13 protein-coding genes, 1 pseudogene and 1 riboswitch are annotated in these 14,115 nt (G+C 43.0%); of the genes and pseudogenes, 10 read left to right on the top strand and 4 right to left on the bottom strand.

Annotation, left to right across the window (positions count from 1 at the left end; genetic code table 11):
- Positions 1 to 2 precede the first annotated feature (2 nt).
- The 10 genes and pseudogenes from ABK447_RS18510 to ABK447_RS18465 all read left to right on the top strand — a co-directional run bounded on the left by ABK447_RS18510 (position 3) and on the right by ABK447_RS18465 (position 11,371).
- Positions 3 to 2,108: a cellulose biosynthesis cyclic di-GMP-binding regulatory protein BcsB gene (locus ABK447_RS18510; protein ID WP_094031511.1), complete on the top strand. Its 2,106-nt coding sequence runs from the start codon at positions 3 to 5 to the stop codon at positions 2,106 to 2,108.
- 134 nt (positions 2,109 to 2,242) lie between these two features.
- Positions 2,243 to 2,389: riboswitch (cyclic di-AMP (ydaO/yuaA leader) on the top strand.
- Between the two features lie 156 nt (positions 2,390 to 2,545).
- Complete coding sequence (locus tag ABK447_RS18505) at positions 2,546 to 4,366, top strand: APC family permease (RefSeq protein ID WP_072588804.1); 1,821 nt, start codon at positions 2,546 to 2,548, stop codon at positions 4,364 to 4,366.
- 53 nt (positions 4,367 to 4,419) lie between these two features.
- Positions 4,420 to 4,866, top strand: a complete 447-nt coding sequence (locus tag ABK447_RS18500; protein ID WP_039062635.1) for an NUDIX hydrolase — start codon at positions 4,420 to 4,422, stop codon at positions 4,864 to 4,866.
- A gap of 57 nt (positions 4,867 to 4,923) precedes the next feature.
- On the top strand, positions 4,924 to 6,645 hold the full coding sequence (locus ABK447_RS18495) for a pyruvate oxidase (RefSeq protein ID WP_094031512.1): 1,722 nt from the start codon (positions 4,924 to 4,926) through the stop codon (positions 6,643 to 6,645).
- A 240-nt stretch (positions 6,646 to 6,885) separates the two neighbouring features.
- A pseudogene (locus tag ABK447_RS18490) lies at positions 6,886 to 7,308 on the top strand (peptidoglycan-binding protein); the annotation flags it as partial.
- Between the two features lie 419 nt (positions 7,309 to 7,727).
- Complete coding sequence (locus ABK447_RS18485; RefSeq protein ID WP_080760371.1) at positions 7,728 to 8,495, top strand: YiiX/YebB-like N1pC/P60 family cysteine hydrolase; 768 nt, start codon at positions 7,728 to 7,730, stop codon at positions 8,493 to 8,495.
- A 62-nt stretch (positions 8,496 to 8,557) separates the two neighbouring features.
- Positions 8,558 to 9,691, top strand: a complete 1,134-nt coding sequence (locus ABK447_RS18480; RefSeq protein ID WP_039062638.1) for a hypothetical protein — start codon at positions 8,558 to 8,560, stop codon at positions 9,689 to 9,691.
- Between the two features lie 75 nt (positions 9,692 to 9,766).
- Positions 9,767 to 9,970: a DUF2651 family protein gene (locus tag ABK447_RS18475; RefSeq protein WP_228767510.1), complete on the top strand. Its 204-nt coding sequence runs from the start codon at positions 9,767 to 9,769 to the stop codon at positions 9,968 to 9,970.
- 136 nt (positions 9,971 to 10,106) lie between these two features.
- The gene (locus tag ABK447_RS18470) at positions 10,107 to 11,237 is read left to right on the top strand and encodes a Rap family tetratricopeptide repeat protein (protein WP_039062639.1); all 1,131 of its coding nucleotides are present in this window, start codon (positions 10,107 to 10,109) and stop codon (positions 11,235 to 11,237) included.
- Complete coding sequence (locus ABK447_RS18465) at positions 11,237 to 11,371, top strand: hypothetical protein (protein WP_254922222.1); 135 nt, start codon at positions 11,237 to 11,239, stop codon at positions 11,369 to 11,371. The genes ABK447_RS18470 and ABK447_RS18465 overlap by 1 nt, the downstream gene beginning before the upstream one ends.
- A 359-nt stretch (positions 11,372 to 11,730) precedes the next feature.
- Here ABK447_RS18465 and ABK447_RS18460 read toward each other — a convergent pair whose 3' ends face one another.
- The 4 genes from ABK447_RS18460 to ABK447_RS18440 form a co-directional block, all read right to left on the bottom strand.
- Positions 11,731 to 11,961, bottom strand: a complete 231-nt coding sequence (locus ABK447_RS18460; protein ID WP_039062640.1) for a hypothetical protein — start codon at positions 11,959 to 11,961, stop codon at positions 11,731 to 11,733.
- Positions 11,962 to 12,341: 380 nt separating this feature from the next.
- Entirely contained in the window at positions 12,342 to 12,899 is a 558-nt protein-coding gene (locus ABK447_RS18450) for a hypothetical protein (protein ID WP_094031513.1), read from the bottom strand.
- A gap of 95 nt (positions 12,900 to 12,994) precedes the next feature.
- Positions 12,995 to 13,573: a hypothetical protein gene (locus ABK447_RS18445; RefSeq protein ID WP_169510081.1), complete on the bottom strand. Its 579-nt coding sequence runs from the start codon at positions 13,571 to 13,573 to the stop codon at positions 12,995 to 12,997.
- Positions 13,574 to 13,798: 225 nt separating this feature from the next.
- Complete coding sequence (locus ABK447_RS18440; RefSeq protein WP_014416946.1) at positions 13,799 to 14,065, bottom strand: hypothetical protein; 267 nt, start codon at positions 14,063 to 14,065, stop codon at positions 13,799 to 13,801.
- Positions 14,066 to 14,115 lie beyond the last annotated feature (50 nt).

The following is a 14,115-nucleotide window of genomic DNA, read 5'->3' as shown; positions in this document are numbered from 1 at the left end:
TTTTGAAAAAAGCGATCATATTGATAACTGGCCTTTTGCTATTGATGTATAACGGGCAGGCGGCCGCGGCCCGGGAACTGAAAACGGACGGTTCCGCCCTCGGAACAAGCGCCGGCGCAAAAGAGCAGCAGGCGCTGACTGGCGATCTGATGACACTGTACGGGGCGAAAGACAGCGCAGAGCTGACCTATCAGATTCCTGCGGGAGCTTCGAATGCCGATCAGTCGCTTCTGATTGATTACGAGGCGTCAAACTTATTAATTGCCCCGTCTTCTTTAACCATCGCCATTGATGATGAACCCGTCAAATCCATAAAGCTTGACGGCAGTTCCAAGCGGAAAACGGTGAAGCTCAATCTCAGCGAAAGCCAATCCGCCCAAGGCTATCACAATGTATCATTACGATTTTACGGCGTATTAAAAGAGGGCGTCTGCGTCAGGCAGGATACGTCAGGCAACTGGATAAAAATTTATCCGGACAGCCGCCTTGTGCTTTCAGCAGCAAGCAAGTCAAAGGGAGCGGATCTCGGGCATTTCCCTTATCCGTTTGCCCAATCAGGCAATACGGGTGAAGAAACCGATATTGTCCTTCCTGACAAACCGACCTCGGCGGAAGCTGAAGCCGCAGTCAAAACAGAAGCATTTCTGAAAACGGCAGACAGCAGGCTGAAGGTATCCTATGTAAAAGAATCCGACGCCGGCAAAATCAGCAATCCGTCAATTGTCATCGGCGCTGATCAGCATTGGAACGGGAAAATAAAAGAACTTTTCGAACGGGGGAACATCAAAGCGGAAGACAACAAACTTCTTCTCGCTGAACGGGTTCTGACATCAGGGAACAAACGGCAGCCCGTCCTGTTTGTCACGGCGCAATCAGACAAAACGCTGGCGGATAAAATCCGCGTCATCACAGACAGCGCTTATTCAAGCCAGCTGGGCGGAGATACTTTGACAATCGGCCGCCTTCAGCCCGCTGCGGAAAAGACAGGCAATAAACTGACACTAGAGGACTTCGGCGCGGGAAATGTAACGGTCGGATCAAACAAAACGGCGTCAGAGCACTTCTTTTACCCTGCGGCGGCCGCTGTTGATAAAGACGGTAAGGTCAAGCTTTCACTTACATTAAAAACGTCGGAATCGATCCGGACGAAGGCGGATTCAGATGATGACGCTGAGAGAGCGGAACTTAACGTCATGGTCAACGGACAGCCGAATGCGGTGCGTCTTGATGATCTCGGCAATAAAGATAAAGACGGCTTTTACCACGTCTCCATCCCGATTGATCCGAAGCTTTTGCGAAGCAGCAGGTACATTGATCTGCAATTTGTCACATCAGGTTTGAAACATAACAATCCGTGTATCGACCGTGACGAAAACAAATGGGTCTATATTGATAAAAGCAGCACGCTGACGTATCCGGTAAGCGATGCGGCGCAGAAAGCTGATTTCGGGCAATGGCCGCTCCCGTTTGCGGGCGGCGTGAAAGAGAAAACAGTGATCGTCATCCCGGATGACGTAAACATACAGACACTGAAAGAACTTTCTCTGGTGGCGGATTCATTCGGAAACGGCTTTACCGTAAAGACGGCATCAGACATGAAGGAAACGGATGCCAAAGGCCGGAATGTTGTGTTTATCGGAGGCCTGCCGCAAATTCCGCTTTTGAAATCAAACGCCTCTAAGCTTCTCGTGCCGTCAGACCGCAGCGGCGCGTACGATGTTTCTTCGTTTCAGATGCTTAATGAGACGACGAAACAAGTCGCGTTTACCCAGGAATCACCTTGGGACTCCGGCCGGAGCATCGCTGTTTTTGCTCCGTTATCAGGAAGCGGCGCGTCTGTCACAAAAGAGCTGATCAGCTTTTTAGACAGCACAAGCGATGCCGCAACCGTCATTAACGAAACGGCCGGCCGGCAGCTGTTTTCGAATCATCAGCAAATCAAGTCCGATGACAGCAGTCCGGCGGCTGATACGAAGAGCCGGTCCGCAGCACTGAACGTTACGTATATTGCTGTTTTCGCGGCGCTTATGATCATTGCGGCCGGTCTGATCTGGCTGACGGCAAGAAGGAAAAAAAGAAAAGCGGATCATGAAAAAAGCGAAGAGTAATGATGGAAAAAGAGGCCGTTAACAGGCCTCTTTTTTTGTATTTTTATTTCCATTTTTGGCGGTGATTTTTTTATTTTTGAAACAGCATAAAAGCCCCTTTACAACTGAACGGGACGGGAGTATGATCTCTTTTATAATCTATATCGCTTAATCTGTAATCAGAGCGGGGGAACCAATTTGCGGCGCGTAATGCCGCTTGGGGTGAATCCTTTTTCAGGTAGGGCCAACTCTCATCAGCCCGAATCCGACAGCTAACCTCGTAAGCGTTCATGAGAGGAGATGAATGAAACCTGTGCACGATTATGGCGCAGGGGCATCCGTTTGCCTCTGTGTCTTTTTGCTGTGCTGAAATATGGCATGCAATCAGCATTCGGAGACATCATAGCAGTAAGGGTTTGTAAATCAAACGGAAAATGAAAAAAAGGGGAAGACAACAAATGTACCATTCAATCAAAAGATTTTTGATTGGGAAACCGCTGAAATCACAGGCTGCCGGAGAGCAGAAACTCACGAAACTCAAGGCGCTCGCCATGCTTTCTTCAGACGCGCTGTCATCAGTTGCTTACGGAACGGAACAGATTCTGATCATTTTGGCTGCGGTAAGCGCGGCCGCGTTTTGGTATTCCATTCCGATCGCAGCGGGTGTTCTCATTTTGCTGCTTGCTTTGATTCTGTCCTACAGACAGATTATTTACGCTTATCCGCAAGGCGGGGGCGCTTATATGGTGTCAAAAGAAAACCTTGGTGAGAAGCCGGGCCTGATTGCGGGCGGCTCATTGCTTGTTGATTATATTCTGACGGTGGCGGTAAGCATTTCTGCCGGAACTGACGCGATTACATCGGCATTTCCGGCTTTGCACCCGCATCATTTGCTCATTGCTGTTTTGCTTGTGATTCTGATTATGATTTTAAATTTGAGAGGACTGTCAGAGTCGGCGTCCATTTTGGCGTATCCCGTCTATCTGTTTGTGGCGGCGCTTGTCCTTTTGATCGTCGTCGGGCTGTTTAAGCTCATGACGGGCCAGGTTCATCCGGCCGAACACACGCCGATCGGCACACCTGTGGCGGGCATCACGCTGTTTTTATTGCTGAAGGCCTTTTCTTCGGGCTGTTCGGCACTGACCGGTGTTGAAGCCATTTCAAACGCGATCCCGGCCTTTAAAAATCCTCCGGCAAAAAACGCGGCCCGCACTTTGGCCATGATGGGGATTCTGCTGGCGATCTTATTTACGGGGATTACGGTGCTGGCGTACGGCTACGGCACGGGTCCGAAGCCTAACGAGACCGTTATTTCACAAATCGCCGCGGAAACCTTCGGCCGCCATACGGTGTATTATTTCATTCAAGGCGTTACATCATTGATTCTCGTGCTTGCGGCGAATACGGGCTTTTCCGCATTTCCGCAGCTGGCGTTTAATTTAGCGCGCGATCAGTATATGCCGAGAATGTTTACGGTCCGCGGCGACCGGTTAGGCTTTTCAAACGGCATCATCTTTCTCGGTATCGCGTCCATCCTGCTCATTCTTTTATTCGGCGGCCGCACGGAACATTTAATTCCGCTTTATGCCGTCGGCGTGTTCATTCCGTTTACGCTGTCGCAGACGGGAATGTGCATCAAGTGGATCAGGCAGAAGCCGAAGGGCTGGGCGGTAAAAATGCTGATTAACTCATGCGGCGCCGCCATTTCATTTATGGTGCTGTGCATTTTATTCGCGACGAAGTTCAATCTTGTCTGGCCGGTGCTGTTATTCATGCCTGCTGTCGTGATGCTGTTTTTCGTCATTAAAAATCACTACACCGCGGTCAGTGAACAGCTGCGGGTCGTTGATCAGCAGCCTGAGGAAATCAGGGGAACCGTCGTCATCGTGCCTGTCGCCGGTGTCACCACCGTCGTCCAAAAATCGATTCAGTATGCGAAATCATTATCAGATCAGGTCATTGCGGTTCATGTTTCCTTTGACAGAGAAAACGAAAAAAAGGTAGAAAAGCGCTGGGAAGAACTTCATAACGGCGTCCGCCTCGTCACCCTGCATTCCTCATACCGCAGTCTGGTTCATCCGTTTGATAAGTTTTTAGAAACGGTCGAACAGAAAGCGAAAAAAGAACAGTTCTCCGTGATGGTGCTGTTTCCGCAATTCATCACGAAAAAACGCTGGCAGACCATCCTTCACAACCAATCAGCCTTCTTGCTCCGCGTCCGGCTGTTTTGGAAGAAGGACATAATCGTCGCCACCCTGCCGTATCATTTTAAAAAGTAACGGCAAAGACCGCAGGCTAAAATGCCGCGGTCTTTTTTGTAAAGGAGGACGACATGGCACAAGGCGCTTTTGTCATCATACAAAATGACGGGCGGGACATATTGCTCGTAAAACGAAAAGACGTTCCACTATGGGATTTGCCCGGGGGCAGGATTGAAGAAGGTGAAACACCTGAAGCCGCAGCCGTCAGAGAGGCCTTCGAAGAAACCGGGTATAACGTGACCATCCTGCAAAAATCCGGTGAGTATGAAAGGCCGGCATTTGAAGATACACAGCACGTTTTCATCGGAGCCATTACCGGAGGAACACCGCTGATGAACGGATCGGAAACCGCCGCTTTACGCTGGTTTTCCCCAAACCGGCTGCCGCTGTTCATGGTGCCGAACAGAAAACGGCAAATAAAAGACGGACTCAATGGGGCGGCAAATCAAAAGGCAGTCCTTAAAGACCGAAATCTGTTATCCATCCTTGATCTGCTAAGAAAAAAGCTGAGAGTATAGCTCGTGTTTCAACCTGTATGAAAAAGGGGATGAATACAGGTAAAAGGAGGATGCAGTATGCCAAGTAAAACAGCAGGACACGTAATGACGGAGCTGCTTGAACAATGGGGAGTCGGTCATATATACGGCATTCCCGGAGACAGCATTAATGAATTTATCGAAGAACTGAGACATGAACGAAATAACCTGACATTCATACAAACCCGGCACGAAGAAGTCGCAGCCCTGGCAGCCGCGGCTGAGGCAAAACTGACCGGGCAGATCGGTGTCTGCCTTTCAATCGCAGGACCGGGGGCCGTTCATCTGCTGAACGGTTTATACGACGCCAAAGCGGACGGCGTTCCGGTGCTGGCGATTGCGGGACAGGTGGCTTCCGATGAAATCGGCCGTGACAGCTTTCAGGAAATCAAATTAGAGCAAATGTTTGAGGACGTGGCGGTATTCAACCAGCAAGTACATACGGCAGAAGCGCTGCCCGATCTTCTGAATCAGGCGATCCGCACGGCTTACAGCAAAAAAGGCGTTGCCGTTTTAACTGTTTCTGATGATTTATTCGCGCAAAAAATCAAACGGGAGCCGGTTTACACATCGCCGATATACCTCAAAGCTGATATAGAGCCGAAAAAAGAACATCTCGTGACATGTGCGCAATATATTAACAACGCAAAAAAACCGGTCATTCTCGCCGGCCAAGGGTTAAAATCAGCAAAAGAGGAGCTGCTCGCATTCGCCGATAAAGCGGCCGCTCCGATTGTCATTACCCTTCCGGCAAAAGGCGTCGTGCCTGACAGCCATCCCCACTTTCTCGGGAATCTCGGGCAAATCGGCACAAAGCCCGCCTACGAAGCAATGGAGGAATGCGATCTGCTGATCATGCTCGGCACATCGTTCCCATACAGGGATTATCTCCCGGATGATACGCCCGCCATTCAGCTTGATTCGGATCCGGCGAAAATCGGCAAGCGCTATCCCGTCAATGCGGGAATCGTCAGTGATGCGGCTCTGGGGCTGAAAGAGCTGACGGAATACATTGAATATAAAGAAGACAGAAGATTTTTGGACGCCTGCACCGAGCACATGAAGCATTGGTGGAAGGAAATCGAAAAGGATGAAACCGAAGCGACTCATCTGCTCAAGCCGCAGCAGGTCATTGCCCGGCTTCAGGATGCGGCCGCAGAGGACGCCGTCCTGTCAGTGGATGTCGGAACGGTTACGGTGTGGATGGCCCGCCATTTTAAAATGAAGAAGCAGGACTTTATCGTCTCCAGCTGGCTCGCCACGATGGGGTGCGGGCTTCCGGGAGCGATTGCCGCAAGCCTTGCCGAACCTGAGCGGCAGTCCATCGCCATTTGCGGAGACGGCGGATTTTCAATGGTAATGCAGGATCTGCCGACGGCTGTTAAATACAAACTGCCGATTACGGTTGTCGTTTTAAACAACGAAAATTTAGGCATGATTGAATATGAACAGCGGGTCAAAGGCAACATTGACTACGTCACCCAGCTGCAAAATATGGATTACGCCGCTTTTGCAGAAAGCTGTGGGGCAAAAGGCATCAAAGTGACGAAACACGAGGAATTGGCTCCTGCTTTTCATGAAGCGCTTAACTCAAATGAGCCGGTCGTCATCGACGCCGTCATCGGCGACGAGCCGCCGCTTCCGGGAAAAATCACTTACGGCCAAGCGAAGGGCTTCAGCAAATACATGCTGAAAAACTTCTTTGAAAACCAAAAAATCGAAATGCCGTCACTCAAGAAAAGCTTAAAACGGCTGTTTTAAGAAGCAGGTGGTTATAAAAAAATAAACAGGCAGCATGCCTGTTTATTTTTTTGTTGGGCGGCTTGCTTGCATATAGCCGTCCTAAACGAAAACGGAGATTGTGAAAAGCCACAGCTGGCGAGCGATGGCTGATCAAAAAACTTATGAAGGACCAGGACAGTTCATAACAAACGTGGTTCGCACATCAGCATCGCCCAGCCCTTATCAGCAAAAACAGAAACCAAGACAGGCGGGGCGACGTACACCGTCAAGAAAGGCGATGCTCTTTCTGTCATTGCACAGGAAACTGGCGTGAGCATGGCGACCCTGCAAAGGTTGAACAGTATCAAGGACCCGAATTTTATCAAAGTCGGCCAAGTATTAAAGCAGACGGACTCGGCCAGCTCTCCAACAAAAGGCAAAAAATCATCTTACACGCTGCCATCAGGCGTTTTTAAAGTGACAAGCCCCTTAACTAAGGGAACGGCCGTGAAACAGATCCAGACAGCTTTGGCGGCTCTTTATTACTATCCGGACAAAGGAGCAAAGAACAACGGAATAGATGGCTATTACGGTCCGAAAACAGCAAACGCAGTCAAACGATTCCAATCTATGTACGGGTTAACTGCTGATGGAATTTACGGACCGAAAACGAAAGCAAAAATGTTGTCTCTTCTGAAATAAATGAAACAGCCCTTTAATAGGGCTGTACCACAATTCTATATATTTCATAAAAATAAAGAAGTATATAGAATTGTGGTTCGCATCAATGGTAGAATGTGTTTGTTGGAAAAAAGTATTTCAAATACTTGTAAATTTGTATAAAATTTGAAGGATAACCTTACGAAGAAATAGTGAAACAACACATTGCCTGATAAACATTGTGCAAAGCCCAAATCCTATAGTTCAGTTGGCACTGCATATCCCGATTTTGTGTCATTATGCACTAGATAGAAATGATTAAAATATCCTAAATAATTCAAAAAAGGTGTTTACAACCTTATTTATATCCTATATCTTAGGAAAGAAGGAAAAATATTCAATAGGAGGATACTGACGTGAAAAAGAGTAAATTTTTACTTACCACCATGTTCTCTACAACTATGTTGATTTCTGGTTTAGGATTGGGATTTGGGAAAAGTGCACATGCTGAAGGGTTTCCGCAACTTACTAATGAAAAAGTCCAAACGGAAATACAGGAAATGAAAGATGCCGGCATGACAAGTGAGGAAGTACAGAAATTCTATGAAATGAGTAAAGAAGAGTATGCGTATGTACAAGAACATGCAGAAGACTTGTATAAGGATTCCCAAAAAGAAATCAAAGAATTGAAAGCCTCTGGTCAAATTGATGAAGTTCTTCCTAAATACAAGGAGCCTGAATATCAGCCCAAGAACCAAATTGCAGCAAAAGCGTTAGGTACAAAAGGTGATGTTCTTACAAGCTATGAAATTAATTCTGGAAGTTGGTCTATTGGTGTAGGACATGCTGCGATTGTTTCAACTAACAAATCAAAAACAGTTGAAGCATGGGCGAAAAGCTGGAGCCCTATAAACCAAGATGGAGTTCGCAGATATAATAATAACTGGGGAAGTAAAAAGAAAGTTTATGGTCTATGGGTTAAAGGATCAAATAACAATAAGTATATAAACGCTGCAAAATATGCGGAAAAGCAAGCAGATAATAAAAAGAAATATAATTTCAACTTTTTAAATAAAAAGACAACTGCTAAATTTTATTGTTCTCAATTAGCTTGGCGTTCTTGGAAAAACCAAGGTATTGATATTGACAATGTCAAATGGGACACCGTTGTAACACCAATGGAGCTTGTAAAATCCAATAACACAACAATCTTTTATCACAAGGGTTAAACAAATTGACAAAAACAATCGGTGCTGCACCGGTTGTTTTGTCATTTCAAAGGGAGGAAAATATGAATAGACTTAAGACCCTGTTAATTTTCATTTGCATACTGATAGTCACAACCTCTTGCGGTCTCATCCCAACTGGGAATGAAAAAGAGGAAAGAAGCAGCAATCAAAAGACTGTATTAAAGGATATTGACAATGCAAAATTTATTGTTGGTTTTTCTAACACTTTAGATAGGGGAAGTGAGATTGGGGTTTACGGTGAAGATGGTATTAAAATGGATAGCTTGGAATTGAAAGATGGTATAAATTTCACGATGTCTTCACATAACAAAAATAATACGTTCTTCTCATCAAATAGAAGCAATAATCACTTGATGATAGACAATAAAACCGGAAAAATAAACAAAATAAATGAAAAGAGTTTGTCAAAAACAACTGAGGATGAAGGTGCTTTCTTTATAAATAGTTCTGACGGTTATATCATCCATGACATTAACGTTGGATATAAAGACAAAGGGCTGGAAAGTGAACTGGTATATTGGAAGGGAAACAGCCGAAAAAACAAGAAACAAATAAAGCTTGACGGAGAACTTGGATCAGCAATCGTCGCTAAAAATAAAATTTATGTCATTTCAAGTGATGAAGAAAGTATGTCCATCCTTTCAATTAACCCAGAGACAAATAAGCAAGAGAACAAGGCATCCATACCGAATAAAGGGATATACTTCATGGATGAAAAGGATGCATTCCAAGCTCTAGATGAAAATACATTTGTACTGGCAGTTAATGATAACGTGAATGAGAAAGAGAATTCTAAGCTCATATTAATAGACAGAGAGACTCTTAAGGTAAAAAAAGAAGTCGAGATGGAGAAAGGGTTTCATCCTGCAAAATTGAAAATATTAAAAGATAGCATCTTAGCTGTTTCTTTTGAGGGGAAGCTGCAGGTGTTTGATAAAAAAATGGTTAAGAAAAAATCTTTTGATTTTTATGCTGGGGATGATAACAAATTAATGAATGATGTTCAATTCAATGACAGAGAGATGTATGTTTTACTCAAAAACTTTGATATCCAGCGTGATAACAAGCTTGGAGATATCACGTCTTATGATTTGAAATCAGGCAAAAAGGTAAAAACAATCCCGCTAAAAGCAAAAAAAGAGTGGGAAATTGCCCGGTTCGAAATTTTAAAATAAGTAGGAGGTGTTTATATTAGCCCGTTTTTGAGCCCTGCATATATCATACTCATTATTCTTCCGGCAGCTTCTTTTATGCTGGGGATAATAGGGTATTTCATCTTTAAAAAAGTATGGACTATGGTTGTCGTCGTATTGATCCTGTCATTGATATTTATGTTTGTTGTGATAGGGGCAGAGCCAACATTTTTAATTTGGGTGTTTATCATGACGGGAGCCTGCCTTATCTCCGGTTCAATCACTAAGACTATAATGAATTTTACAAAGCGAAAATATTAAATGGAATAATCAAGAGTGTACATCAAAACCATAATCCCAAAAATCCCGCGACGAAAATTGCGGGATTTTTTCGTTTGTGTTTATTGTAGGAAAAGTTATAATATTACAAAAATAGTGATTAGAGGGAGGGATAAGTGTGGACCAAGTTTTACCGTCGTCCCAAGTTGGTGTCAAGATCAATGAATGGTACAAAATGATTCGCCAGTTCAGTGTGCCTGATGCTGAGATTTTAAAGGCTGAAGTAGAACAGGAAATAGAGGAGATGGAAGAGGATCAGGATTTGCTTGTCTTTTATTCATTGATGTGCTTTCGTCACCAATTGATGTTAGATTCCTTGGAGCCGGAAGACAGATATAGAGATCGCCCTACAGTCGACGAACTGCTTGAAAAAATAGAAAAACCACAAAAAAGACTTACAGGCCTCTTGAAATATTACTCATTGTTTTTTCGTGGAATGTATGAATTTGATCATAAAGAGTATGTTGAAGCGATAAGCTATTATCGCAAAGCAGAGAGAGAGTTGAATGCTGTATCAGATGAAATGGAGCAAGCTGAATTTCATTACAAAATAGCTGATGCCTATTATCAAATTGATCAGCACTTTGTTTCCCTCAATCATTTAAAAAAAGCCAAGCAATTGTTTGAAAAAAGTCAACTATACAAAGTGAAAGTGATTGGCTGTAATATGATGGTCGGTGCTAACATGTACGATATGTACAGGCTGACGGAGGCAGAATCATATTATCGGGAAGCATTAAGTATCGCCCGTGGCTTGGATGAGGAAAAAGTGAAAAGAATTATCGGAGTGATCTTTCATAACTTAGGCTTAGTTTATTTAAGAGGGAAAAATTTGATTGCTGCTGAAGAGAATTTCAAAAAGGCAATAGACGTGAAAGAACATATTGATACAGTGTATGGAGTGAGATCATTATATATGATGGCGAATGTCCTGTACCAATGTGATAAAGCCAAGGAAGCACGTTTCTTTTATGAAACGGCTCTAAATCGTGCTCGGACTTCTAATGAAGAAGAATATTTAGCTAAATTAAAAATCATTAATTCATTATACGAAGAATATAATGAAACAGAAGTGAAACAAAGCTTAGGTTACTTGGAAAAGAAACGCCTTTGGTCTGATTTCGCAGAGCTAACCGAAAAATTAGGTGACTTTCATTTTGAGAAGAGAAACTATGTAGAGGGAAGAAACTTTTTAAAGAAAACCATACATGCCCAAACACAAATACTTAAGGTTACGGAGGCTATATAATGAAGAAACTTATAATCAGCTCCGCTTTAATCGGTATTCTTTTTACTGGATTATTAAGTGTGACAAATGTTTATACTGCTGAAATGAGTGACTCTGGAACTTTTTATATCGCTGAAAAAGCTATAAATATTTAAGTGTTCTCCAATTTTTGACCTCCACCTTTTAAGACTGGGGGATTTCTTTTTCTTATCCAGTAATCAACATACGCTGCCTCATAAGGTTCTTAACCGTTACTTGTATTGCGTTCACCTTTCCGTTTTGCTGTGAAGTGTTTTCTTGAACGATGCATGCATGAGAAAGACGCCGTCCATTTTTAAGCCTATCTTCAATCATTCAAGGACAAACAAAAGAGCTATCGAGAAGATCTCGACAGCTCCTTTGTTTGTTGAGCGGCTTGCTTGCATATAGCCGTCCTAAACGAAAACGATGATTGTGAAAATCGGCAGCTGGCGAGCGATGGCTGATCAAAAAACTTATGAAGGACCAGTGCAATTCATCTCAAGAACAGCCAGAGAGCGGTCACAACAGCGATCATAAAGTAATCTCCCTCATTCAGTGTAGTTCCATTTTTGACAAACACAAGTGCCGTCCGGTTTGTCTTTGTCCCTTTCGGGGTTTTAAGCGCAATGTTCTTCCCTATATTGTAATAAACAATTTTAAACAAATAATACGCCAGCGAACAGAGTAAAAAGAGCAACATGAACTTGCCAATAAACAATATCATGTTTCATTACTCCCTATTGCAGTTTTTTCGTATGAATATATGACGGAAAAGTCAGGATGTTATATAAAAGAAGAAGTATTTTAAAGAGGCTGGTGTTATTCATTAATGAATGGCTCACCGTAACATCTCTAGATCCGGAATCATTTCAAAACGAGAGAGAAGCCCGAGGATTATTAAAAAACAATCCCTAATTTGTCCGCTTTTTTTTGAACATTTGATCTAAGATGAACATAAAGAGGGTGAATAAGAAGGACACCGTAATCATATCTATCAGAAATATATTAGAGGTTCTTTTTATTAATAGCAGCCATACCACCTGCAAAACTAAAGAAATAGAAAAATAGGATATATATGTCATGATTCTCATATTTGTTACCCCCTTAGCCTAATTTCTCTTTTGTGATCTTATCCAAATTAGTGAAAAGGATATCCAATCCCGAAAATAAGAAAGTGATGAACAATGAAAGAAGAATTTCTCCACCTTGAAATATAGATATGTTCTCAATGATATGATTGGAAACGTATTGGATTGAGAAGTAAACAGCAGCCCATGCAAAAATGAATTCAAGGATATAGGCTGACCAAGCAGGCAATGTCAAAACATGAGTCATTCCTTTTACAATTGCTGTAAGGATAAGCATATAAACTAAAGCTAAGATACTGACGACGACAGAAAATATGTATAAGTCTGAAAGTGAACCATAGATGATATATTCTCCGAAAAAATGATTTACAGTTATAGCTACAAAATACATAACTAGGCTGGGTACAGTTATAGCCAAGAACAGGGAGAATCCAATAAGTAAGATGAATGCTGCATGAGCTAAGCGGTTTGGCGGTGTATCCACGATCTCTTTTTTTAATAGAATCATAAAAATAAGAGATGAAATCACAAGGCAGCATAAGAAAGTGAGCAGAACAGTAAAAAAGACAGTCATGTGACATCTCCAATGAAAAAGTGCTATTAGAGTGAATCTAACAGCACTTTGCATTACTTCATACGTATTTTCCTGATGATCATTTATGAATGATTTTAAAATGCTTTCATTGCTAAAGTTGTCAAATGAGCGAGGTTTTTAGCCTGGCTGTCAGAAAGTCCGGACTTTTTAAGTGAAAGATAAAGATTCTTTTCCACGTCAGTCCAGCTTAAGGCGACATACTCGTTCAGCATTTTCTTTAAAACCGGTTCGATGTGTTCATTGAAAACGGATTCGAGTTCATTTCTTATTTTCTTTCCTGCTAATTTTTCAACAAGATTGAATAATTTTGTTTTATTTTTCAGCACTTCTCTGATTACATCTTTGACTGGTTTTGACACAGACGCATCGCTTTGTGCTTTAAGTCCGTAGGAAAATTGCGTATCAGTCTGATAAAAAAATGATTTGGTCGTTCCAGTGGCATTGGCAGTATTATTATGATTTTCTTTAGCTAAGGATGCGGGGACAAAAGCAGTAGTTACAAGGGCTAAAGATGCGGCAAACAGAATGCCTTTAGCTGCGTGTCTAATGGGAAATCCTCCTTTAGAAATGTAGTGTAGAGAGAAATGAAAGACTATGTATTTAGGCGGGACCGATATGATCCGCTTTGAACATTTTCCCCTCTCAGATACCATTCTATCAATAGGTATTTTTGGGGTAAATAGGATTTTAATACAGTATTTTTCTTATAATTCAAAATCTTCTTTAGCGGGATTCATTTTGGCTGCAGTTTCGATGAGATGGGACATGGGCTGGAGCCTATATAACACATGTACAGGCTGTTTGAGGCGGAATCACATTATCGGAGCGGTTTTATAATTTAGGGTTAATGAATAAAAATAAACAGGCGGCATGCCTGTTTATTTTCGTTTGCGTGAAAGAGCGAAGAAAAACGGGAAGGCGGAGCCGGCCAATAACGTACCGAATAAAAACATGCCCCCGATGAACACATGATAGTTCACCCCGCCGATCCAAAGCCCCGTGATTAAGGAAACGATGCTTAATGCGATCATCAAAAAGCCGGGAATCAGACGTTTCTTACCCGTTGTCCGATAAGCAAAAAGAGAACAGAAGATGCCGATGACAATCGGCACAATCCACAGATAAAAAAGGATAAATACTGACATAAGCAAAACTCCGATTTTTCTTCTATCATACCAAAAACGCCCGGAAAAAG

This window comes from Bacillus sp. hwrm1, assembly GCF_040207805.1.
Taxonomy (GTDB): domain Bacteria; phylum Bacillota; class Bacilli; order Bacillales; family Bacillaceae; genus Bacillus; species Bacillus velezensis.
The sequence above is the reverse complement of the archived record's forward strand: the minus strand, read 5'-3'. Positions and strand labels throughout refer to the sequence as shown.